A 20727-nucleotide genomic window follows, 5' to 3' on the forward strand; every position below is an offset into this window, starting at 1 on the left:
CGACCCAAGGGGGCGGGCAGGGGCACTGCGATCGGGGCGCGGCGGTTCCGGCGAGGCTCCCCGCATGACGTCGGCGATCTGCGCGAACTCAGCTCCCCCCGCGCCCTTGCCGACCGAGGTCGCGCGCATCACGCAGTCTGCGCCCGCGAACCCTCGCCGGAGCCGACGCCCGCCGCTCGGTAGGCTGGCCGCGTGAGAATCCTGGTCCTCGGTTCGGGCGCGCGCGAGCACGCCATCATCCTCGCCCTGCGCTCCGAAGAGGCTTCGCACGCGATCTTCGCCGCGCCGGGCAACGCCGGCATCGCGCGCGAGGCGCACCTGGTCGGCCTCGACCCCCTCGACCCCACCGCGGTGCTGACCTTCGCGAAGGACGAGGCCATCGACCTCGTCGTCGTCGGACCCGAGGCCCCGCTCGTCGCGGGCGTGGCGGATCCGCTGCGCGCACACGGCATCCCGGTCTTCGGTCCGGGCAAGGCCGCAGCGCAGCTCGAGGGATCCAAGACCTACGCCAAGCGCATCATGGATGCCGCGGGCGTGCCCACCGGACGCTCGGCGCGCGCGCACGACCTCGCCTCCGTCGAGGCCGCCCTCGACGCGTACGGGGCGCCTTACGTGGTCAAGGCCGACGGCCTCGCCGCGGGCAAGGGCGTGATCGTGACGAGTGACCGCGCCGCCGCGATCGCCCACGCCGAGACGTACCTGCCCACCGGTGCCGTGCTCGTCGAGGAGTTCCTCTCCGGGCCCGAGGTCTCGCTCTTCTTCCTCAGCGACGGCGATCACGTCGCCCCCCTCAGCCCCGCGCAGGACTTCAAGCGCCTGCGCGACGGCGATGAGGGCCCGAACACCGGCGGCATGGGCGCGTATTCGCCGCTGCCCTGGTTGTCGGACCGCTTCGGCGACGAGGACTCCTTCGTCGACCACGTCACGCGCGTGATCGCCGAGCCCGTGATCCGGCAGATGGATGCCGAGGGCACCCCGTTCATCGGGCTCCTCTACGCCGGACTCATCCTCACCGAGCAGGGCGTCAAGGTCATCGAGTTCAACGCCCGCTTCGGCGACCCCGAGACGCAGGTCGTGCTGCCGCGCCTTGTCGACCCGCTGTCGCGGCTGCTGCTGGCCGCGGCATCCGGCACGCTCGAGGACGAGCCCCGCCCGGCGTTCGCCGAGGCCACCGCCGTCACCGTCGTGCTCGCGAGCGAGGGCTACCCCGAAGCGCCGATCACCGGCCGCGTGCTGACCGGGATCGACGAGGCCGAGGAAGTCGACGGCGTGCACGTCGCGCACGCGGCCACGGCCGACCGCGACGGCGAGCTGATCGCGACGGGCGGACGCGTGCTCTCCGTCGTCGCGACCGGCACGACCTTCTCCGAGGCGCGCGAGGCCGCCTACGCGGGGCTCGAGCGCATCGGCCTGGAGGGCGGGCAGTTCCGCACCGACATCGCGGCGAGGGTCGCTCAGGACTGACAGCGGGCGAGGAGGCCACACCTCCGCCGCCTCGATCGCATCCCGACACGACCGCATCCCCGGCGCCCCGCACCCGCCGCGCACCGATCGGCCGCGGACCGCTCAGTGCGGCGCGACTGTCACGCTCAGCGCCGCACCGGATCCCCACCGCCGACGAGGAAGCGCTCGAGGTTGCGCCGCGTCGGGGCCGCCTCCCAGTCGCCGGGCACGAGACAGGCCATCGCCCCGCAGGCATTGCCCCGGACGAGGGCGTCCGCGCCCGACCGCTCCTCGAGCCAGGCGCTGAGATAGCCGGCCACGAAGGCGTCTCCCGCGCCGACGGTGTCGAGCGGCTCGATCAGGAAGCCCGGAGCCTCGGTCACGCCGTCGGGAGTGAAGACGGCGGCCCCCTCGGGGCCGCGCTTGACGACCACCTGTGCGACCCCTTCCGCGAGGAGCGAGGCGGTGGCATCCGGCCCCAGCAGCTCGAGCTCCTCGACGCCGCCGAAGACGAGGGTCGCGTGCTCCGCGATCTCGCGCAGCAGCGGCCCCGCGATCTCGGGGGCGGCGAGCGCCGAACGGTAGTTGATGTCGAAGCTCACCGGCACGCCCGCGTCGCGGGCCCGCTCGACGACCGCGAGCACGGTGGCGCGGGCGGTGTCGGACAGCAACGGCGTGATGCCCGTCACGTGCAGCAGCGCCGCCTCTTCGACCCACCCGTCGGGCACATCGGCGGCACTCACGCGGGACCCCGCCGAGCCGCGGCGGTAGTAGTGCACGGCGGCGGATGCCGCGGACGGACGCTCCTTGATCATCAGGCCCGTGGGCGCTCCGGCATCGACGAGAGCGTGGACGTCGACGCCCTCCCCGCGCAGCTCGCGCGCGATCCGCTCGCCCAGGGGGTCGTCACCGACCCGACCGAGCCACGACGCATCGACGCCGAGGCGCCGCAGCCCGACCGCGACGTTGCTCTCGGCCCCACCGATGCCGAGCACGAGCCCCGACGCGTGCCGGAGCGAGCCGATCTCGGTCGTGCGGGCGAGCGCCATGGTCTCGCCGAGGGTGACGACGCGCGTCACGACGCGCACACCTCCACGAACCGCCTCGCCCGGTCGCGGAGCGCGCCGAGGTCGCCGCCTCGGAACGCATCGCCGAGGAGCGGGCCGCCGACGCTGACGGCCACGGCGCCCGCGGCGAGCCACGCGGCCGCGGAGTCGGCATCCACTCCCCCGGAGGGGACGACGGCGATGTCGGGGAACGGTCCGCGCAGGTCCTTCAGGTACCCCGGGCCGACCTGTCCGGCCGGGAAGACCTTCACCGCCGAGGCGCCCGCCGACCACGAGGCGAACAGCTCGGTGGGGGTGAGACCACCCGGGACGATCGGCATGCCGGCGGCGACCGCGCGCTCGACGAGGGCGGTCGAGGTGATGGGGGTGACGACGTAGTCGGCGCCGACGGCGATCGCGCGCTCGAGCTGATCGAGGTTCGTGACCGTGCCGATGCCGAGGTCGCCGTCGAACGACGAGCGCAGGTCGGCGAAGGCGTCGAAGGTGCCCGGCGTCGTGAGCGTCAGCTCGACGCTCTGCACGCCCGCCTCGGCGAGAGCGGCGAGCACCGGCACGTAATCCGACGCGGCGGACGCCCGGGCGACGACGACGAGCTTCGAGGCGACGGTGCGGGAGGGGAGCTCACCAGTCATGGACGGTCCCGTCGAGGAGGCGGTTCACGGGCAGGTACGCCTTCGTGTACTCGAACGCGCCGGCGGCCTCTTCGTCGAGCTCGACGCCAAGACCGGGCTGGTCGCCGGGGTGCAGGAAGCCCTTGTCGAAGGTGAACGAGGTCTGGAACACCTCGAGCGTCTGCTCGTTGTGCGGCATGTACTCCTGGATGCCGAAGTTGTGGATCGCCAGATCCAGGTGCAGGGCCGCGGCCATTCCGACGGGCGAGATGTCGGTGGGGCCGTGGATGCCGGAGCGGATGCCGTAGATCGCGGCGAAGTCGAGGAGCTTCTTCATCGCGGTGATGCCGCCGGTGTGGGTCACGGCCGAGCGCACGTAGTCGATCAGGCGCTCGGTGATCAGCGTCTGGTAGTCGTACACGGTGTTGAAGACCTCGCCGATCGCGAGCGGGGTCGTCGAGTGCTGACGGATGAGGCGCAGCGCCGTTTGGTCCTCGCCGGGGGTGGCGTCCTCGAGCCAGAAGAGGTCGTAGGGCTCGACGTCCTTCGCGAAGCGGGCGGCCTCGATCGGCGACATGCGGTGGTGACCGTCGTGGAGGAGGCGCAGGTCGGTGCCGAACTCCTCGCGGATCTTCGCGAACACCCCGGGCATGTGGTTGAGGTACTGGCGGGTGTCCCAGGTCTCCTCGGCGGGGCGGTCGCCGGAGCGCTTGGCCGGCTCGTAGTCGTAGCGCACGCCCGGGCCCGCGGCCGAGACGCCGTAGATCTGGCCGAGGCCGGGGACGCCCGTCTGCACACGCACGGCGGTGAAGCCGAGTTCGCGGTAGCCGGTGATCGCGTTCGAAAGCGCGGCGAAGTCGGTGCCCGAGGCGTGGGCGTAGACGCGCACGCCGTCGCGGCTCGCGCCTCCGAGCAGCTGGTAGAGCGGCATCCCGGCCTTCTTGGCCTTGATGTCCCACAGCGCCATGTCGACCGCGGCGATCGCGGCCATGGTCACGGGTCCGCGGCGCCAGTACGCGCCGCGGTAGAGGTACTGCCAGGTGTCCTCGATGCGGTCCTCGTCGCGCCCGATGAGCATCGAGGCGAGGTGGTCGGAGAGGTACGACGCCACCGACAGCTCGCGGCCGTTGAGGGTGGCATCCCCCCATCCGACGACGCCGTCGCTGGTGGTGACCTTCAGGGTGACGAAGTTGCGGCCGGGGCTGGTGACGATGACGTCGACGGATTCGATGCTCATGCGGGGTCTTTCTCGAGGAGGGAAGAGGGATGCCGGGCGGGCTCGCCGTCACGAGCCCGCCCGGGGTGCGGGGCGTCGCGCCCCGCGGTCACATCGCGGCGCGCGGGTCGGTCAGGTCGCGACCGGTCCACTCGGGGGCGACGATCGCGGCGACCAGGGCCGAGGCGGTGAAGACCCCCATGAGCACCATGATCGGGACGATGCTGCCCGTGGCGGCGGCCACCCACGCGGCGGCGACGACGGGGCCGATACCGGTGGCGATGATGGCGGCGATCTCGCGGACGACGGCGGTGAGGGTGTAGCGGTTGCGGGCACCGAAGATCTCGGGGATCGAGATGTTCTCCATGGACGCCAGACCCAGCACCGAGATGTTGTGGATCAGCGCGTAGCCGACGAAGATCGCACCCACTTCGCGCGAGTTGATCAGCAGCAGGGTCGGGACGATCAGCAGCAGCGACAGCGCCGACATGACGATGTACATGCGGCGGCGGCCGAACCTGTCGCCGAGGAAGCCGACCACGGGGATGGTGACGAAGCCGATCAGCGACGAGACGATGACGATCTCGGGGCCGACCTCCTTCGAGATGGCGAGGGTGATCGTGATGAACGAGATCAGGTAGGTCTGCACGATGCCGGAGTTGCCGGCCTGGCCGAAGCGGAGGAAGAACGACACGAGCACGGCCTTGAGGGGCTTCTTCTGCAGCGACTCGAGCGTGCGGATGTCGTTGGTCTCGGTGGCGACCTTCTGCAGCTCGGCGCGCGAGAGCGCCTTGCCGTCGACGACATCGGTGCGCTCCTCGAAGACCGGGCTCTCCTTGAGGTTGAAGCGCACCCACAGGGCGAAGAGCATGATGATCGCGCTGCCGATGAAGGGGATGCGCCACCCCCACGCGATGACGTCGCTCTCCATCATCACGGCGAGCAGGATCGCCCAGATGCCCGAGGCGAACAGCGTGCCGCAGTTCGTGCCCAGGGCGACCAGCGAGGCCACGACGCCGCGACGGTTGTCGGGGGCGTACTCGGCGAGCATGACGCCCGCCCCCGAGATCTCGGCGCCCGCGCCGAAGCCCTGGGCCAGGCGGAGGATGACGAGGAGGATCGGGGCGAGGATGCCGACCTGCTCGTACGTGGGTAGCACGCCGATCAGCGTCGTCGCGGCCCCCATGAGCAGGATCGTGTAGAACAGCACCTGCTTGCGACCGATCTTGTCGCCGATGCGGGCGAAGAAGAACGCGCCGACCGGGCGGGCCACGTAGCCCACGCCGTAGGTGGCCATCGCCAGCACGACCGCCATCGCGGCGTCGCCCCCGGCGAAGAAGATCTGGCTGAAGACCAGGGCGGCGGCCAGCGAGTAGAGCTGGAAGTCCATGAACTCCAGCGCGGTGCCGAGCCAGCCCGAGACGGCCGCGCGGGCGAGGTCGCCCACGGACCGCTTGGCGACGGGCGTCGACGACGACGCGTCGACGCCGGGGGCGGAAGAGCTGCTCATCGGATTACTCCTTCGTAGTGATGATGATCGTTCGGTTAAGCGGGTCAGAGGGAGAGGAGGACCTTGGCGGAGGCCGAGGAGTCGCGCGCCGTGGCGAACGCGGCCACCGCGTCGGTCGCGGGGAGGACGTGCGAGACGACCGCGTCGAGGGCGTCGGTGGATGCCAGCAGGGCGATCGCGTCGTCGATCTCGGTCGAGAAGCGGAACGCGCCGCGCAGAGTGACCTCCTTCGCGAGCATCGGGGCGAGGTTCACCCCGATCTCGGCGTCGGGGAGCATGCCGACCTGCACGACGGTGCCGGCGCGGCGGGTCGCGCGAACGGCCTGCGTGAGGGCGACGCCGACTCCCGAGCACTCGAAGACGACGTCGAACGACTCGGGGGCGATCGCGTCGGTGCCCACGAGGAAGGTCTCGGTCGCGCCGAGAGCGCGCGCCCGATCCAGAGGCTCGGGCCGGACATCGCCGGCGCCCACGATCGCGGCGCCCGCGTTCCCGGCCGCGGCGACGACGAGCAGGCCGATGGGCCCGGCGCCGATGACGAGAGCGCGCTTACCGGTCAGATCTCCCGCGAGGCCCACGGCGTGGATGGCGACGGCGAGGGGCTCGGCGAGCGCGGCGCGCTCGAGGGACAGCCCCGGGGGGAGGACGCGGATCATGTGCTCCTCGACGAGGAGCATCTCGGCGGCCCCGCCCTGGCGGTGCGGAAAGCCCGCGGCGCTGCCGAGGTAGTCGCCTCCGGCGCGCAGGTGCGGGCGGTCCTCGAGGCCGGTGACCTCCGGCCCGAACCGTGCAGGGTGCACGGTGACCGGGGTCCCCGGCGCGAGGCGCCCGGAGGGGTCGAGGTCGACCTCTGCGGAGAGCTCGTGGCCCGGGGTGAGGGGCTCGCGCACGGCGTACTCGCCGTTCTTGCCGTGGAAGTAGTAGTGCAGGTCCGACCCGCAGATGCCGACGTAGCGCACCCGCAGGCGCACTTCGCCCTCGCCCGGCTCGGGCGTCGGGCGGTCTTCCCAGCGGATGTCTTCCGCGCCGTGGATCGCGAGGAGCTTCATCGCGTCTCTTTCCTGTCGTCTCGCGCTTCGGGAGCGCCGGGGTGGTGGGGCGCTCGGGGAGCACCGGGGGTGGGGTCAGGTCGCGGGGTGCGCCAGGCTGCCGGCCGCCGCGAGGCTGTCGGCGATCGCGCTCTCGACGCCGCGCCGCACGATGGTGTCGACGAGGTCGCCGACCCGGTCGACGAAGGCCGTCCGATGGGCGACGTCGTCGCCGAACAGCCGCAGGTCGACGATGGCGCGGTGCGCGAGGTCGCGCCCGTCGCGCGTCGGGACCGCGGTGAGCCGTTCGCGCGCGGGGTCGGTCATCGCCTCGGCGTGCGGGCCGGGGTCGAAGCCGGCCGGCGGGGCGACGCAGGCGAGGTAGGCGGCGACCGTGAGCGCGATGAGGTGCGGGAACTCCCCGCGGTCGAGGGCGTGGGCGATCGGCCCCGGGATGCGCTGCCCGAGCTTCACCGATCCGTCGGAGCCCACCTGACTCGTGCGGTGCCCCAGCGCGCTGTTCCCCCACCGGGCGAACAGGTCGCGCTCGTACTGCTCGATGTCCACCCCGGCCGGAGCGGTGACCGACGGCTCGTATTCGCCGCGCAGGACCGCCGCGGCGGCGGCTTCGATGTCGGCCAGGGCGATGGCATCCGGGATCGTCGGAACCCCCCGCAGAGCGCCGAGGTAGGCGATGAGCGAGTGCGTGCCGTTGAGCAGGCGCACCTTGAGCTGCTCGTACGCGCCGACCTCGTCGGTGAACACGGCGCCTCCGGCCTCCCAAGCGGGTCGACCGCCGGCGAAGCGGTCCTCGATGGCCCACATGGTGAAAGGCTCGGCCGGGACGGGGACCTCGTCGCGCACGCCGAGGAGTCCGGCGACGCGGTCGGTCAGCTCGGCGGTGGTTGAGGGGACGATGCGGTCGACCATGCTCGAGGGGAACGTCACGGCACGGTCGAGGTAGGTCAGGACGTCGCTGCCCTCGGCATCCGGGAGCTCCTGGAGGAACTCGCGGACGAGCTTCTCTGTGTGCGAGCCGTTCGAGAGCAGGTTGTCGCAGCTCAGGATCGAGAGGGGCGCCCCGCCGGCGGAGGCCCGCGCCTGCAGGCCTCGGGCGAGCTGGCCGATGGTGGACATGGGTGCGCCGCCGCGGAGGTCGGCCTGCACGCGCGGATCGGTCACGTCGAGGTGCTGCGTCGAGGGCGAGAAGCTGTAGCCGTTCTCGGTCACCGTCAGCGTCACGATCCGGATGCGGGGGTCGGAGAGGTCGGCGACCACTCGGGCCGGATCGGCGGCGGCGACGTACGAATCGGTGTGGACGCCGGGGATGTCGAGTGTCGTCGCCTCGGGCGAGACCGTGGCGACGGCGTAGAGGTGGTCCTGGGCGTGCAGCGCGTCGACGACCCGGCGCGAGCGGGAGGCCACGCCGACGATGCCCCAGTCCCCGCCCTCGGCGCGGAGGGCCGCAGCGGTGTAGACCGCCTGGTGGGCCCGGTGGAAGCTGCCGAGACCGAGATGCAGGATGCCGGCGGCTTTCGGGGCGGGAGAAGAGGCGACGGACGTCCGCGCGCCGCGGTGCAGGCTCGCGGTCGGTCCGGAGGGATCGTCGATGATCGGCATACAAGCAGTGTGCGTTGTTTGTACAAACTTGTCAACCGTTTTCATGGAACCATGCACGATGATGGGAGGACTGCACGAAGGAGCACGGATGGCGGCGAATCTCACCGAGGTGGCGCGGCATGCGGGCGTCTCGATCGCCACGGCCTCGCGCGCCTTCGGCGAACCCGACCGCCTCGCCCCCGCGACGCTCGAGCGGGTGCGCGTCGCCGCCGCCGAGCTGGGCTACGCGGCCCCCCAGGCTCCGGTGGGGACGCGCACGATCGCGGTCGTGGTCCCGGATGCCGCGAACCCGGTCTACGCGACCCTCCTGAAGGCCATCCAGGGCCAGGCGTGGCACGGGCGCCATCGCATCGTGCTCTACGACGCCGACGAAGATCTGCGCCGCGAGCGGGAGTCCATTGAGCTCGCGATGAAGGCCGACGGCCTCGTGCTGTGCTCCCCGCGCCTGCCCGAGGAGGAGGTGCTCTCCCTGATCGGCGAGACGCCCCATGTCGTGATCAACCGACTGATCCCCGGCGCCTCGTGCGTGATCATGGACGCCGACCGCGGCCCGAGCCAGGCCGTCGAGCACCTCGCCGCCCTCGGACACGCACACATCGCCTACGCCTCGGGCCCCCACGGCTCCTGGGCCGACGACCAGCGCGCGAACACCGTCGCGCGCGCCTGCGAGCATTTCGGCATCCGCCTCACCCGCCTGAGCAATCACGCCGCGTCGATCCAGGGTGGGCGAGCGAACGCCGCCGCGGCCATCGCGAGCGGGGCCACCGCCGTGATCGCCTACAACGATCTCGTCGCGCTCGGCCTGGAGGCCGGCATGGGCGAGCTCGGCCGGGTATGCCCCGACGACGTGAGCATCGTCGGGATCGACGACATCGATCTCGCCGGTGCCGTCACCCCCAGCCTCACCACCGTCCGCATGCCGATCGGCCGGTCCGGCGCCCTCGCCGTCGACCTGCTGCTGCAGTCGATGAGCGGCACCACCCCCGACGCTGCGGCGGTCCTGCCCTCGGAGCTGATCGTCCGCGGGTCGACCGCGCCGCCGCCCGCCTGACGGCGAGGCGTTCTGACGGGATAACAGGCCTCCCGCGTGCTCGGTGGCCGACCCGACCCCCGCCCTTCACCGTACCCTCGACGGATGAGCGCGATCGCGTACGAGGCCCGAGCCGACGAATACATCACCGCGCTCGGATCGATGGATGCCGTGCACCCGGTCGACCGCGCGATCGTCGACGCGTGGGCCGGGGGGCTCTCGGGCCCGGTCCTCGATGCGGGCTGCGGCCCCGGCCACTGGACGCGACACCTGGCCGACCGCGGCGTGGATGCGCGTGGGGTCGACCTCGCGCCGCGATTCGTGGAGCACGCACGGTCGGCGCATCCCGGTGTCCGATTCGATGTCGGTTCGATCGACGGACTCGACGCGGCGGACGGCGCCTTCGGCGGCATCCTGTCGTGGTTCTCGACCATCCACCACGAGCCCGAGGAGATCTCGACGCCGTTGCGGGAGTTCGCGCGCGTGACCCGCCCGGGTGGTGGTCTGCTCGTCGGCTTCTTCGTCGGGACGTCGCTGGAGCCCTTCGACCACGCCGTCACGCGCGCCTGGCGGTGGCCGGCCGGCGAGCTGGCTCGTCGAGTGGATGCCGTCGGCTTCGACGTGATCGAGACGCACGCGCGTGAGGCACGGGGCGAGCGCGCGGTCGGAGCGCTGCGCTGCGAGCGGCGCGCGTGAGGTCGCCGCGCCGACGAACGACGGACGCCGCCACCCGCACGGGGTGACGGCGTCCGACATCCGGGTTTTACTCCCCCGCGGAGGCGGGGGCGGCCTGCGCCGTCTGCTGCGCGGAGCCCGCGTCGCGCGGAGCACCGTGCGGGCGGATCATCGCGGGACGGCGCATGAACAGCACCGCGACGAGGCCGACGGCGATCACGACGATCGGCAGCAGGAGCGACTGACCCATCGCCTGCGAGAATCCGCCGACCACCTGCTCCGGGAGCGGGCCCGACCCGAAGCTGGCCCCGGCATCCGCTGCCCCCGGCAGGTTGGCCTCGAGGCGGGCCTGCATGAAGGCGGCGATGGATGCCGACCCGATGACCGAGCCGACGGTACGGGTCGTGTTGTAGATGCCCGCACCGGCGCCCGCCTGCCGCGGCGGCAGGTTGCGCGTCGCGGTGGTCGCCAGCGGGCCCCACATCCCGGCGTTGCCGATGCCCATGAACGCCGCGGGGATGAGGAAGGCCCAGATCGGGGCGTCGTTCAGGATGAGCGCCGTGTACAGTCCCAGCGATCCGCCGACCAGCAGCAGACCGGGCACGAGCAGGAAGCGCGGGTCGGTGCGATCGAGCAGCTTGCCGGCGAAGGGGGCCAGCACGCCCGAGAGGATCGCGAGCGGCACCAGCAGCAGCGCCGATTCGGTGGGCGTGAGACCCCGGGCCAGCTGCAGGTAGAACATCTGCGGCAGCGCCATGCTCGTCACCGTGAAACCGACGGCGGCGATGGCCAGGTTGGCGATCGAGAAGTTGCGGTCCCGGAACAGATCGAGCGGCACGAGGGGCTCGCCCGTGCTGCGCGCCTGGGTCCAGATGAACACCGCCATGACGGCGACGCCGGCGATGACCATGCCCCAGATCCAGGCCGCCCACGCGTAGTGCTCGCCCTCCTGCAGCCCGAACACGATGAGGAAGAGCCCGACGGCGCTCAGGACGACACCGAGGATGTCGAACTTGTGCGCGGTGCGCGGGAGCTGCGGGACCAGGATCACGGCGGCGATGAAGCCGATGACGCCGACGGGGATGTTGATGAAGAAGATCCACTCCCAGCCGAGGCCGTCGACCAGCAGGCCCCCTGCGAGGGGACCGACGAGCGTCGCCACACCGGCGGTGGCTCCCCACAGACCCATGGCCGCACCGCGATTCTGGGGCGGGAAGGTGCGGGTGATGACCGCCATCGTCTGCGGAGTCATGAGGGCGGCGCCCAGGCCCTGCACGGCGCGGGCGACGATCAGCACCTCGAGAGTGGGGGCGAGACCGCACGCGAGCGAAGCGAGGGTGAAGATCGCGAGGCCCGCGAGGTAGATGTTCTTGGGGCCGAAGCGGTCGCCGAGGCGGCCGGTGATCAGCAGCGGCACCGCGTACGTGAGCAGGTAGGCGCTGGTGACCCACACGACGTTGTCGAGATTGTTGGTGTCCGGATCGAGGGCCGCCTTGATGGCCGGGTTGGCCACCGAGACGATCGTGGTGTCGACCAGGATCATGAAGAAGCCGATGACCAGGGCCCACAGGGCGGGCCAGGGGCTGCGGGCAGGGGTGCCGTGCGACCCGGTGCGGGTCGATCCGGTGGAAGAGGATGCCGCGGATGCGGCGCGGGAATCGGTCATGGGGTGGTCTCCTTCGAGACGCGTTCTTTCGTGAAGTGTTCCGGGATCTCGTCGGGGCCCCAGGCGAGGGTGCCGTCGGCGAGGCGCGCGCGCAGGGCGTCCTGCCACGCGAGTTCGGCGTCGAGGAGCGCGGCCTGCCGCTGGACCTCGACCATGAACTGGTCGGGGACGCCGCGATGGGCCGCCCCGTCCAGGCCCGTGCGGTGCTCGTGCGCCGAGGCGACGAGCAGGGCACGGCGTCGATCGAGCAGGGCGACCACTTCGTCGCGCTCGAGATTGTGCGCCTCGGAGAGCGCGACGCGGAAGTCGGTCGAGCGCTCGATCTGCGGCAGTTCGGTGCGCACCCACTCCTCGACCGCGCGGCGACCGGCGTCGAGCAGCGTGTAGGTGGTGCGTTCGGGACGGTTCCCCTCGCGGTCGACGCCCGCTTCGGCGAGCAGACCGTCGCGCTCGAGCCGGGCGACCGTGTGGTAGATCGTGCCCTTCTGCAGGGGCACGAGCCGGTCGTCCTTTCGCTCGCGCAACAGGCGCACGAGTTCGTAGGTGTGCATGTCCGCCTCGCGGAGGGTGGCGAGGATCATGACCGCGACGGGCGTGAGGCGAGTGCTTTCCGGCATCCGTCTTCTCCTCCGCTCGTGTGGTCCGTCTCGACTAGTCCACATGGACTATACGCCTCACGCGCCCGCCGCGCGAGTCCGCCCTCGTGAACGTCGAATGTCCAGAACACGCCGGCCCCGCACGCGCGGTGCGGCGTGTCGGGGACAGTCAACGCCCGGCGGTTGCCGTGGCCGGTGGGCTTGCGCACCGCCCACTCACGACGAAGACGCCGCGCCGGCGGACCGGGGCGGCGTCTTCCTGTCGAACAGTCGACTCAGCTCGACGAGGACGGCCCGGACACCGTCTCGGGGGCGTCCTTGTCGGCGACGGGCGCGCCGGCGGCGCCCTCGACCGGCGCCGCGGCGGACCGGCGGTGCCGCCAGCGGGCGGGCAGACCGAAGATGCCCCGCTGGTTGGGCTCCTCGACCTCGAGGCCGTAGTGCTGCCCGATCGCGTCGCGCAGCTGCGCACGCTCGGCCCTGTCGTACGCCTTCATCTCGCGGCGGAAGGCGACGACCGTCGCCCAGCAGATCGCGAGGAGCACGACGCTGAAGGGCAGCGCGATGCTGATCGCCGCCGTCTGCAGCGCCTGGAGTCCACCCGCGATGAGGAGGGCGAAGGCGATCACGGCGGTGGCGAGGGCGAAGAACACGCGCACCCATTTCTTGGGCTCCTCCTCGCCGCCGGTGGCGATCATGCTCATCACCAGAGCTCCCGAGTCCGCCGAGGTCACGAAGAACACGGCGATGAGGATGAGGAAGCCGATGATCAGCACGGCCGAACCCGGAACCCCCTCGAGCATCTGGAACAGCGCCGTCGAGACATCGACCGACCCGTCCGCACCGGTGTACGAGGCCGTACCGGTCAGTTCGCCGTAGATCGCGGTCCCGCCGAGCACGGTGAACCACAGGATGCCGACGAGCGTGGGCACGAGGATCACACCGACCACGAACTCGCGTACGGTGCGCCCGCGCGAGATGCGCGCGATGAAGATGCCCACGAAGGGGGCCCACGAGATCCACCAGCCCCAGTAGAACGCCGTCCACGCGCCCTGCCAGGCCACGCCGTCGTCGCCCGCGTAGGCGCTGACGGTGAACGACAGGCCGACGAAGCTCTGGATGTAGTTGCCGATGGACTGCACGACGTCGCGCAACAGGAACTCGGTGGGGCCGACGAAGAGCAGGAAGAGCATCAGGACCCCGGCGAGCACGAGGTTGATGTTCGAGAGCCACTTCATGCCCTTGCCGACGCCGGACAGCAGCGAGAACAGGACGAAGCCGGTGATGATGCCGATGATCACGGCCTGGCTGATGATGCTGGGCGGTACGACCCCGAGGAAGTCGAGACCCGCACTGATCTGGATGACGCCGAGACCGAGGGAGGTCGCCACGCCGAAGAGCGTGCCGACGAGGGCGGCGACGTCGACCGCGTTGCCCCAGCCGCCCTGCACGAGGCGCGCGCCGAGGATCGGTTCGAGCGCCCACCGGATGGTGCGGGGACGCTTGCGACGGTGGAAGGCGTAGGCGAGCGCGAGGCCCAGCACGACGTAGATCGACCACGCGTGCACGCCCCAGTGCAGGAAGGTCTGCGACATGGCCTGCTGCGCGAGCTCCGCGGGGGTGCCCGTGACGCCGGGGCGGGGCGAGACGAAGTGGCTGAGCGGCTCGCTCACGCCGTAGAAGACGAGGCCGATCCCCATGCCGGCGGCGAAGAGGAGCGCGAACCACGACATCGTCGAGAACTCGGGCTCGTCGTCATCCTGGCCGAGCTTGATGTTGCCGAAGCGGCTGAAGCCCATCGCGAGGGCGAAGACGACGAAGAACGCCGCGATCAGCACGTAGTACCAGTTGAACGTCGAGACGATGGCCGTCTGCACACTGGTGAAGGTGGCCTCGGCCGCCGCGGGGAAGAACAGCGCGAAAGCGATGAACGCGAGCGCGATAGCAGCGGCGGGCCAGAACACCCAGCCGCGGATGGTCTTGTGCCGGCTGCCCGCGTGAGGATCGATGGCTACCGCGGGTCCGGAGGTGTCATCGGTCATTCCTCCGAGGGTAGTGAACGCCCCCTCCTCGCCCGGGGGGCAGGCGCCGTGAGAGACGTTGTGCGACAATCCGCGCGAGCGCGCCGTGTGGACGCGAGCGTGCACCCGCGATAATGAGCGGGTGACCTCCGCCTCCCCCCTCGAGCTCGCCGGCTGGCGCCACGTCTACTCCGGCAAGGTGCGCGACCTCTACGTGCCCGCCGAGACGGCTCCCGACGCCACTCCCGCACACCTCCTCGTCGTCGCGAGCGACCGCGTGAGCGCCTTCGACCACGTGCTCGAACCCGGCATCCCCGACAAGGGCGAGCTGTTGACGACCCTCAGCCTGTGGTGGTTCGACCAGCTCGCCGGCGGCGACGGCGGGCCGTCGATTCCGAACCACCTCGTCTCCGACCGCCGCCTCGAAGGCGAGGAGACGGTGAGCCTGATCCCGGATGCCGTACAGGGGCGCGCGATGCTCGTGCGATCCCTCGACATGCAGCCGATCGAGTGCGTCGTGCGCGGCTACCTCACCGGGTCGGGATGGGCCGAGTACCGCGCGTCGGGCACGGTGTGCGGCATCCCCCTCCCCGAGGGCCTGAACGACGGCGACCGCCTCCCTGAGCCGCTCTACACACCGGCGTGGAAGGCTCCGATGGGCGAGCACGACGAGAACATCACGTTCGAACGCTCCGTCGAGCTCGTCGGTGCCGAGACCGCGACCGCCCTGCGTGATCTGTCGCTCGAGGTCTACCACCGCGCCTCCGCGACCGCCGAGGCCCACGGGCTGATCCTCGCCGACACGAAGTTCGAATTCGGCTTCGACGCCGACGGCGTGCTGACCCTGGCCGACGAGGTTCTGACCTCCGACTCGTCCCGGTACTGGGATGCCGAGGCCTGGCGCACCGGCACCACCCCCGCCGAGCGCATGGCGAGCTTCGACAAGCAGATCGTGCGCGACTGGTTGTCGGCGAATTGGGACAAGCAGGGCGAGCCCCCCGTCCTCCCCGCCGAGATCGTCGAGCGCACGCGCGAGCGCTACGCGACCCTCCTGCGCCTGCTCACGGCGTCCTGACCCGCCCGCGGAGGCCTCGACGAGTTCAGCCACCGCCCCTGCCGCACGAGGCCCCCGAGCCCCACCCCACCCGGTCCCTGAGCACCACCCCACGAGGTCCCTGAGCCTGTCGAAGGGACCGCCCCTCGCAAGGAGACACATGTTCCGCTGGAAGCTGCACGGCGACGGCCGCACCGTCGCACCCGGAGCCGTCGTCGCCCCGGGCGAACGCCTGAACTGGGGCGCGACGGTCGCGATCGGCCTCCAGCACGTCATCGCGATGTTCGGCGCGACCTTTCTCGTGCCGGTGCTCACCGGGTTCCCGGTGTCGACGACGCTGCTGTTCTCGGGCGTGGGAACCCTGCTGTTCCTGCTCGTGACGAAGAACCGCCTCCCCAGCTACCTGGGGTCGTCGTTCGCGTTCATCGCGCCGATCACCGCCGCCACGACCACCGCCGGCACGGGTTCCGCCCTCGCGGGCATCGTCGCGGTCGGCGTGCTGCTCACGGCGATCGGCTTCGTCGTGCAGTTCGCGGGCCTCGGGTGGGTCGACAAGGTCATGCCGCCGGTCGTCGCGGGCGCCATCGTCGCCCTCATCGGCTTCAACCTCGCCCCGGTGGCGTGGTCGAACTTCCAGGTGCAGCCCCTGCCCGGCACCATCACGCTCGTCGCCGTCATCCTGTTCAGCGTGCTGTTCCGCGGCTTCCTCGGCCGCATCTCGATCTTCCTCGGCGTGATCGTGGGCTACGTCGCGACCGTCATCATCCAGCTGACGACGGGTGAGGTCCTCATCGACTTCTCCGTCGTGGAGCAGGCCCCCTGGGTCGGGCTCCCGACCTTCGAGATCGCCGACTTCACGAAGCCGGCCACCTGGTCGGTCATCGCGATGTTCCTGCCGGTCGTCCTGGTGCTCGTCGCCGAGAACGTCGGACACGTGCGCGGGGTCGCGGCGATGACGGATGCCACCGCCAACCGCTCCACCGGGCGCGCCCTCATCGCCGACGGCGTCGCCACGACGCTCGCGGGAACCTTCGGCGGCTCGGGCACGACGACGTACGGCGAGAACATCGGGGTGATGGCCGCGACCCGCGTGTACTCGACCGCGGTCTACTGGGTCGCGGGTCTCGCCGCGATCGTGCTGAGCCTCTCACCCAAGGTGGGCGCGGTGTTCAACACCATCCCGCCGGGCGTCCTCGGCGGCGTGACCACGGCGCTGTACGGCCTGATCGGCATCATCGGCATCAAGATCTGGGTCGACAACCGCGTCGACTTCTCACGTCCGGTCAACCAGTACACCGGCGCGGTGGCCCTGACGCTCGCGATCGCCGGGTTCACGATGCAGTGGGGCGACTTCCAGCTCGGCGCCATCGTGCTCGGCTCGGTCGCGGCCCTGGTGATCTACCACCTCGGCAACGCGATCGCCCGCGCCCGCAAGACCGGCGCCGACGACGGCGGTCCGATCCCCGCGGTCGGCCCGCTGGGCGGCGACCCGAGCTGAGCCGCCGGGGTCGCGGCATCCGGGTCCTGCCTCCTGCGGTGGCCGCCCGCCGCGGCTGCGAGATCACCTGATCTGGACGAACGCACACGCTGAAACGTGTGCGTTCGTCCGTTTCGCGAGATGTCGCAGTCGTAAAGGCATCGCGAACGGGATGCCGCGCACCACCGTTGCCGGACCGTTACTTGACAGCGTGCCGTCGCAGACCGCACACTGATCTCGGTCGCTGGTAAATCGGTTTATCAGCGAGATAAATCGATTATCCAACGGAGGGTGGGACGATGACCCGAGTCCGCCTCGCCGATGTCGCGAAAGCGGCCGGCGTCTCCCCCGCGACCGTCTCGCTCGTCCTCAACGACGCCGAATCGCGCATCTCCGACGAGACCAAGGAGCGCGTGCGCCGTGTCGCCGACGAGGTCGGCTACTCACCGAACCCGATCGCCCGAAGCCTGCGCACCCGCGTGACCGGCACGATCGGTCTCGTTTCCGACCGCATCGCCACGACCCCCTTCGCCGGCCGCATGCTCGCCGGCGCGCAGGAGGTGGCGCGCGAGAACGAGCGTCTCGTCATCCTCGTCGACACCGACGGCCACCCGGAGATCGAGTCCGACGCGATCGCGACCCTCGTGAACCACCGCGTCGACGGCATGGTCTACGCCTCGATGTACCACCGGGTCCTGCCCGCCCCCGCGGGACTTCCGGTCGGAACGGTGTTCCTCGATTGCCGCCCTGACGGCGGCGGCTACCCCTCGGTCGTGCCCAACGACTACGCCGGCGGCCGCGCCGCCGCTCGAGAACTGCTCGACGCGGGCCACCGGCGCATCGCCTACATCGACGACGGCGACGATGACAGACCCGTCGCCGCCCAGCTGCGTCTGCAGGGGTACATCGACGTCCTGACCGAGGCGGGCATCACCCCCGATCCCGCCCTGCACGTCTACGCGCCCACGTCGGCCGCGGGCGGCCAGCGCGCCGTCACCGAACTGTTCGCGCTGCCTGTCGAGCAGCGCCCCACCGGCATCTTCGCCTTCAACGACCGCATCGCGGCCGGCGTCGTCATGTGGGCCCACCGCCACGGCATCCGGATCCCCGAAGACCTCTCGATCGTCGGCTACGACGACCAGCAGCTCGTCGCGGCGGAGCTCGATCCGCCGCTGACCACCGTCTCGCTCCCCCACGCGGCCATGGGCCGCTGGGCCATGGAGGTCGCCCTCGGCCTCCGCGAGGCGGACACGACCTCCCCCCACCTCATGGACTGCCCGATCGTTCGTCGGGCTTCCGTCGGCCCTCCCGCGCACCTCGGCAGCGCGCGGGAACCCCGGGCCGCGGACTGACGCCACCCCGGCGTCCCCTCACGATGGCGACAGCGATGTCGTCGTACACCGAAAGGAACACGATGAAGAAGTCCTTCATCCCGCTCGCCGCGATGGGCGTCGCTGCCGCGCTGGTCATGACCGGCTGCGGTCAGGCCGGCCAGGGCAGCACGACGACCGAGGACGGTCGCACCGTCCTGACCATGTGGACGCACTCGGCCGGAAACCCCGCCGAGCTCGCCGTCTACGAGAAGATCATCAGCGACTTCAACGCGTCGCAGGACAAATACGAGGTCAAGACCGAGTCGTTCCCGCAGGGCGCCTACAACGACGCGATCGTCGCGGCGGCGGCCTCGGGCGACCTCCCCTGTCTGCTCGACCTCGACGGTCCGATCATGCCCAATTGGGCGTGGGCCAACTACCTCCAGCCGCTGAACATCTCCAGCGACATCACCGACAAGCTCCTTCCCACGGCGGTCGGGAAGTACGACGGCGAGATCTACTCCGCCGGATACTGGGACGCCGCCCTGGGCATCTTCGCTCGCAAGTCGGTTCTGGATGCCAATGGCATCCGCATCCCGAGCATCGATCAGCCGTGGAGCGAGTCCGAGTTCGATCAGGCCCTCGCAACCCTGAAGGCCGCCGGGTACGACACCCCGATCGACATCGGAGCCGAGGACAAGGGCGAGTGGTGGCCCTACGCCTACTCGCCGTTCCTGCAGAGCTTCGGCGGCGACCTCATCGACCGCGACACCATGCTCACCGCGGACGGCGTGCTGAACGGACCGGATGCCGTGAAGTGGGGCACCTGGTTCCAGGACCTTTTCAAGAAGGGCTACGCGAACAGCGGCGGCACGGTAGGCAACCAGGAGTTCGTCGACGGCAAGGTGGCCCTGAGCTACACCGGCGTCTGGAACGGTCTCGCCGCGGTGGACGCGGTCGGTGACGACCTGCTGATCCTCCCGCCGCCGAACCTCGGAAGCGGCCCCAAGATCGGCGGCGGTTCGTGGCAGTGGGGCATCTCGTCGTCCTGCGCCGACGCCGACGGCGCACGCCAGTACCTGGAGTTCAGCTTCAACGACGAGTACATCACCCAGTTCGCCGACGAGCAGCTCGTGATCCCCGCCACCGAGGCGGCCACCGAGGCGTCGAAGTACTTCAACTCCACCGACGGCGCTCTGCGTCCCTTCGCGGAGTTCTCGAAGGAGTACGCCGTGCTGCGTCCCGAGACCCCGGCATACGCGGTGATCTCGACCACGTTCGAGACGGCGGCCAAGGACATCATGAACGGCGCCGACGTGCAGTCGGCCCTGGATGCCGCGGTCACCGAGATCGACACCAACATCGAGTCCAACGACGGCTACGGCGCGAAGTAACGCCGCGCCCAGCGGTGGGGGCCCGGCTCGGACCCCCACCGCGACCCGCGAAAGAAGAACCTGATGACCGTGTCTCCCCCGGTCGCCGCGGCGAAGCAGCCGCGCCGATCCCTCAGCCGCTTCCGCTCCTCACGCGGACGCGAGACGTGGGCGGGCCTGGCGATGATGGCCCCCGCCGCCCTCCTGCTCCTGCTCTTCCTGATCGTCCCCGTCCTGCTGGCGTTCACGCTGTCGTTCACGAACGCCCGGCTGATCTCTCCGAACCCTCCCCGCTTCGTCGGTCTGGACAACTTCTTCCGGGCCTTCACCGCCGACCCCGTGTTCCTGCAGTCGTCGCTGAACACGTTCCTGTTCGCCCTGGTCGTCGTGCCGGTGCAGGCGGGGCTGGGGCTCCTCCTCGCGGTGCTGGTGAACCAACGCCTGCGTGGCACCACGTTCTTCCGGGTGGTCTTCTTCATCCCCGTGGTCACCTCGATCGTCGTCGTGTCGATCCTGTGGCGCTTCATGTACCAGAGCGACGGACTGATCAACTCGATGATCGACGCCGTCACCTTCGGGGCGCTGAAGGGCGCCGACTGGCTGAACGACCCGAGCACGGCGCTCGGTGCGATCATCGTGCTGTCGATCTGGCAGGCGGTCGGCTTCCACATGATCATCTGGCTCGCGGGGTTGCAGACCATCCCGGAAGAGCTGTACGAGGCGGCCCGAATGGACGGGGCGAGCCGTTGGCGGCAGTTCACGAACGTGACCTGGCCGGGCCTGCGACCGACCATGGTGTTCGTCCTGGTGACGATCACGATCGCCGCCCTCGGACTCTTCGTCCAGGTCGACGTGATGACGCAGGGCGGCCCCCTCAACTCGACGTCGACCGTCGTGTTCCACGCGGTGCGTAAGGGCTACGAGCAGCAGGAGATCGGCTACGCCGCCGCGATCTCGCTCCTGTTCTTCGTCGCCGTGCTGATCATCGCGCTCATCCAGCGCTGGTTGACCCGAGAGAAGAACTGAC

17 protein-coding genes are annotated in these 20727 nt (G+C 70.7%); 8 read left to right on the plus strand and 9 right to left on the minus strand.

All coding sequences use genetic code 11. The features are described from left to right. Positions 1-192: 192 nt before the first annotated feature. Entirely contained in the window at positions 193-1464 is a 1272-nt protein-coding gene (gene purD, locus AB0230_RS05675) for a phosphoribosylamine--glycine ligase (protein ID WP_366374459.1), read from the plus strand. Between the two features lie 125 nt (positions 1465-1589). On the opposite strand, the gene AB0230_RS05680 is transcribed toward purD, so the two are convergent. The 6 genes from AB0230_RS05680 to AB0230_RS05705 all read right to left on the minus strand — a co-directional run bounded on the left by AB0230_RS05680 (position 1590) and on the right by AB0230_RS05705 (position 8495). Further along, positions 1590-2522 (minus strand): sugar kinase, encoded by a 933-nt coding sequence (locus AB0230_RS05680; RefSeq protein WP_366374461.1) that lies wholly within the window; start codon positions 2520-2522, stop codon positions 1590-1592. Next, on the minus strand, positions 2519-3142 hold the full coding sequence (locus AB0230_RS05685) for a bifunctional 4-hydroxy-2-oxoglutarate aldolase/2-dehydro-3-deoxy-phosphogluconate aldolase (RefSeq protein ID WP_315993826.1): 624 nt from the start codon (positions 3140-3142) through the stop codon (positions 2519-2521). Before AB0230_RS05685 ends, AB0230_RS05680 begins: the two co-directional genes overlap by 4 nt. Beyond that, positions 3132-4358 carry a D-mannonate dehydratase ManD gene (gene manD / locus AB0230_RS05690; RefSeq protein WP_315993827.1) on the minus strand — a complete coding sequence of 409 codons (1227 nt, stop codon included), beginning with the start codon at positions 4356-4358 and terminating at the stop codon, positions 3132-3134. Before manD ends, AB0230_RS05685 begins: the two co-directional genes overlap by 11 nt. 88 nt (positions 4359-4446) lie before the next feature. Then, positions 4447-5847 (minus strand): MFS transporter, encoded by a 1401-nt coding sequence (locus AB0230_RS05695; RefSeq protein ID WP_315993828.1) that lies wholly within the window; start codon positions 5845-5847, stop codon positions 4447-4449. 44 nt (positions 5848-5891) lie between these two features. Continuing rightward, the gene (locus AB0230_RS05700; RefSeq protein ID WP_366374464.1) at positions 5892-6896 is read right to left on the minus strand and encodes an L-idonate 5-dehydrogenase; all 1005 of its coding nucleotides are present in this window, start codon (positions 6894-6896) and stop codon (positions 5892-5894) included. Between the two features lie 75 nt (positions 6897-6971). Further along, complete coding sequence (locus AB0230_RS05705; protein WP_366374466.1) at positions 6972-8495, minus strand: mannitol dehydrogenase family protein; 1524 nt, start codon at positions 8493-8495, stop codon at positions 6972-6974. Between the two features lie 88 nt (positions 8496-8583). Here AB0230_RS05705 and AB0230_RS05710 point away from each other — a divergent pair, with 88 nt between their 5' ends. Further along, complete coding sequence (locus AB0230_RS05710; RefSeq protein WP_366374468.1) at positions 8584-9546, plus strand: LacI family DNA-binding transcriptional regulator; 963 nt, start codon at positions 8584-8586, stop codon at positions 9544-9546. Between the two features lie 84 nt (positions 9547-9630). Next, the gene (locus tag AB0230_RS05715) at positions 9631-10221 is read left to right on the plus strand and encodes a class I SAM-dependent methyltransferase (protein ID WP_366374470.1); all 591 of its coding nucleotides are present in this window, start codon (positions 9631-9633) and stop codon (positions 10219-10221) included. A gap of 67 nt (positions 10222-10288) precedes the next feature. Here the strand turns inward: AB0230_RS05715 and AB0230_RS05720 are convergent, their stop codons facing one another. From AB0230_RS05720 to AB0230_RS05730, 3 genes are all read right to left on the minus strand, one after another. Beyond that, positions 10289-11866 carry a DHA2 family efflux MFS transporter permease subunit gene (locus AB0230_RS05720; RefSeq protein WP_366374472.1) on the minus strand — a complete coding sequence of 526 codons (1578 nt, stop codon included), beginning with the start codon at positions 11864-11866 and terminating at the stop codon, positions 10289-10291. Then, complete coding sequence (locus AB0230_RS05725) at positions 11863-12483, minus strand: helix-turn-helix transcriptional regulator (protein WP_366374474.1); 621 nt, start codon at positions 12481-12483, stop codon at positions 11863-11865. Before AB0230_RS05725 ends, AB0230_RS05720 begins: the two co-directional genes overlap by 4 nt. A gap of 254 nt (positions 12484-12737) precedes the next feature. Continuing rightward, complete coding sequence (locus tag AB0230_RS05730) at positions 12738-14504, minus strand: BCCT family transporter (RefSeq protein ID WP_366374476.1); 1767 nt, start codon at positions 14502-14504, stop codon at positions 12738-12740. Positions 14505-14625: 121 nt separating this feature from the next. On the opposite strand from AB0230_RS05730, the gene AB0230_RS05735 reads away from it, so the two are divergent. The 5 genes from AB0230_RS05735 (at position 14626) to AB0230_RS05755 (ending at position 20726) form a co-directional block, all read left to right on the plus strand. Then, entirely contained in the window at positions 14626-15558 is a 933-nt protein-coding gene (locus AB0230_RS05735) for a phosphoribosylaminoimidazolesuccinocarboxamide synthase (RefSeq protein ID WP_366374478.1), read from the plus strand. Positions 15559-15697: 139 nt separating this feature from the next. Continuing rightward, on the plus strand, positions 15698-17035 hold the full coding sequence (locus AB0230_RS05740; RefSeq protein ID WP_366374480.1) for a solute carrier family 23 protein: 1338 nt from the start codon (positions 15698-15700) through the stop codon (positions 17033-17035). A gap of 278 nt (positions 17036-17313) precedes the next feature. After that, complete coding sequence (locus tag AB0230_RS05745) at positions 17314-18366, plus strand: LacI family DNA-binding transcriptional regulator (protein ID WP_366374482.1); 1053 nt, start codon at positions 17314-17316, stop codon at positions 18364-18366. 62 nt (positions 18367-18428) lie between these two features. Beyond that, positions 18429-19721 (plus strand): extracellular solute-binding protein, encoded by a 1293-nt coding sequence (locus tag AB0230_RS05750; protein WP_366374484.1) that lies wholly within the window; start codon positions 18429-18431, stop codon positions 19719-19721. 63 nt (positions 19722-19784) lie between these two features. Continuing rightward, on the plus strand, positions 19785-20726 hold the full coding sequence (locus AB0230_RS05755) for a sugar ABC transporter permease (RefSeq protein ID WP_366374486.1): 942 nt from the start codon (positions 19785-19787) through the stop codon (positions 20724-20726). The last annotated feature ends 1 nt before the right edge of the window (position 20727 follow it).

This window comes from Microbacterium sp. NPDC089190, from assembly GCF_040701795.1.
Taxonomy (GTDB): Bacteria; Actinomycetota; Actinomycetes; order Actinomycetales; family Microbacteriaceae; genus Microbacterium; species Microbacterium galbum.

Bases quoted from the DNA above. Each gene is read 5' to 3' on its own strand.
- AB0230_RS05685 (WP_315993826.1), bottom strand. From the start codon at position 3,142: ATGACTGGTGAGCTCCCCTCCCGCACCGTCGCCTCGAAGCTCGTCGTC.
- manD (WP_315993827.1), bottom strand. From the start codon at position 4,358: ATGAGCATCGAATCCGTCGACGTCATCGTCACCAGCCCCGGCCGCAAC.
- AB0230_RS05695 (WP_315993828.1), bottom strand. From the start codon at position 5,847: ATGAGCAGCTCTTCCGCCCCCGGCGTCGACGCGTCGTCGTCGACGCCC.
- AB0230_RS05700 (WP_366374464.1), bottom strand. From the start codon at position 6,896: ATGAAGCTCCTCGCGATCCACGGCGCGGAAGACATCCGCTGGGAAGAC.
- AB0230_RS05705 (WP_366374466.1), bottom strand. From the start codon at position 8,495: ATGCCGATCATCGACGATCCCTCCGGACCGACCGCGAGCCTGCACCGC.
- AB0230_RS05710 (WP_366374468.1), top strand. From the start codon at position 8,584: ATGGCGGCGAATCTCACCGAGGTGGCGCGGCATGCGGGCGTCTCGATC.
- AB0230_RS05715 (WP_366374470.1), top strand. From the start codon at position 9,631: ATGAGCGCGATCGCGTACGAGGCCCGAGCCGACGAATACATCACCGCG.
- AB0230_RS05720 (WP_366374472.1), bottom strand. From the start codon at position 11,866: ATGACCGATTCCCGCGCCGCATCCGCGGCATCCTCTTCCACCGGATCG.
- AB0230_RS05725 (WP_366374474.1), bottom strand. From the start codon at position 12,483: ATGCCGGAAAGCACTCGCCTCACGCCCGTCGCGGTCATGATCCTCGCC.
- AB0230_RS05730 (WP_366374476.1), bottom strand. From the start codon at position 14,504: ATGACCGATGACACCTCCGGACCCGCGGTAGCCATCGATCCTCACGCG.
- AB0230_RS05740 (WP_366374480.1), top strand. From the start codon at position 15,698: ATGTTCCGCTGGAAGCTGCACGGCGACGGCCGCACCGTCGCACCCGGA.
- AB0230_RS05745 (WP_366374482.1), top strand. From the start codon at position 17,314: ATGACCCGAGTCCGCCTCGCCGATGTCGCGAAAGCGGCCGGCGTCTCC.
- AB0230_RS05750 (WP_366374484.1), top strand. From the start codon at position 18,429: ATGAAGAAGTCCTTCATCCCGCTCGCCGCGATGGGCGTCGCTGCCGCG.
- AB0230_RS05755 (WP_366374486.1), top strand. From the start codon at position 19,785: ATGACCGTGTCTCCCCCGGTCGCCGCGGCGAAGCAGCCGCGCCGATCC.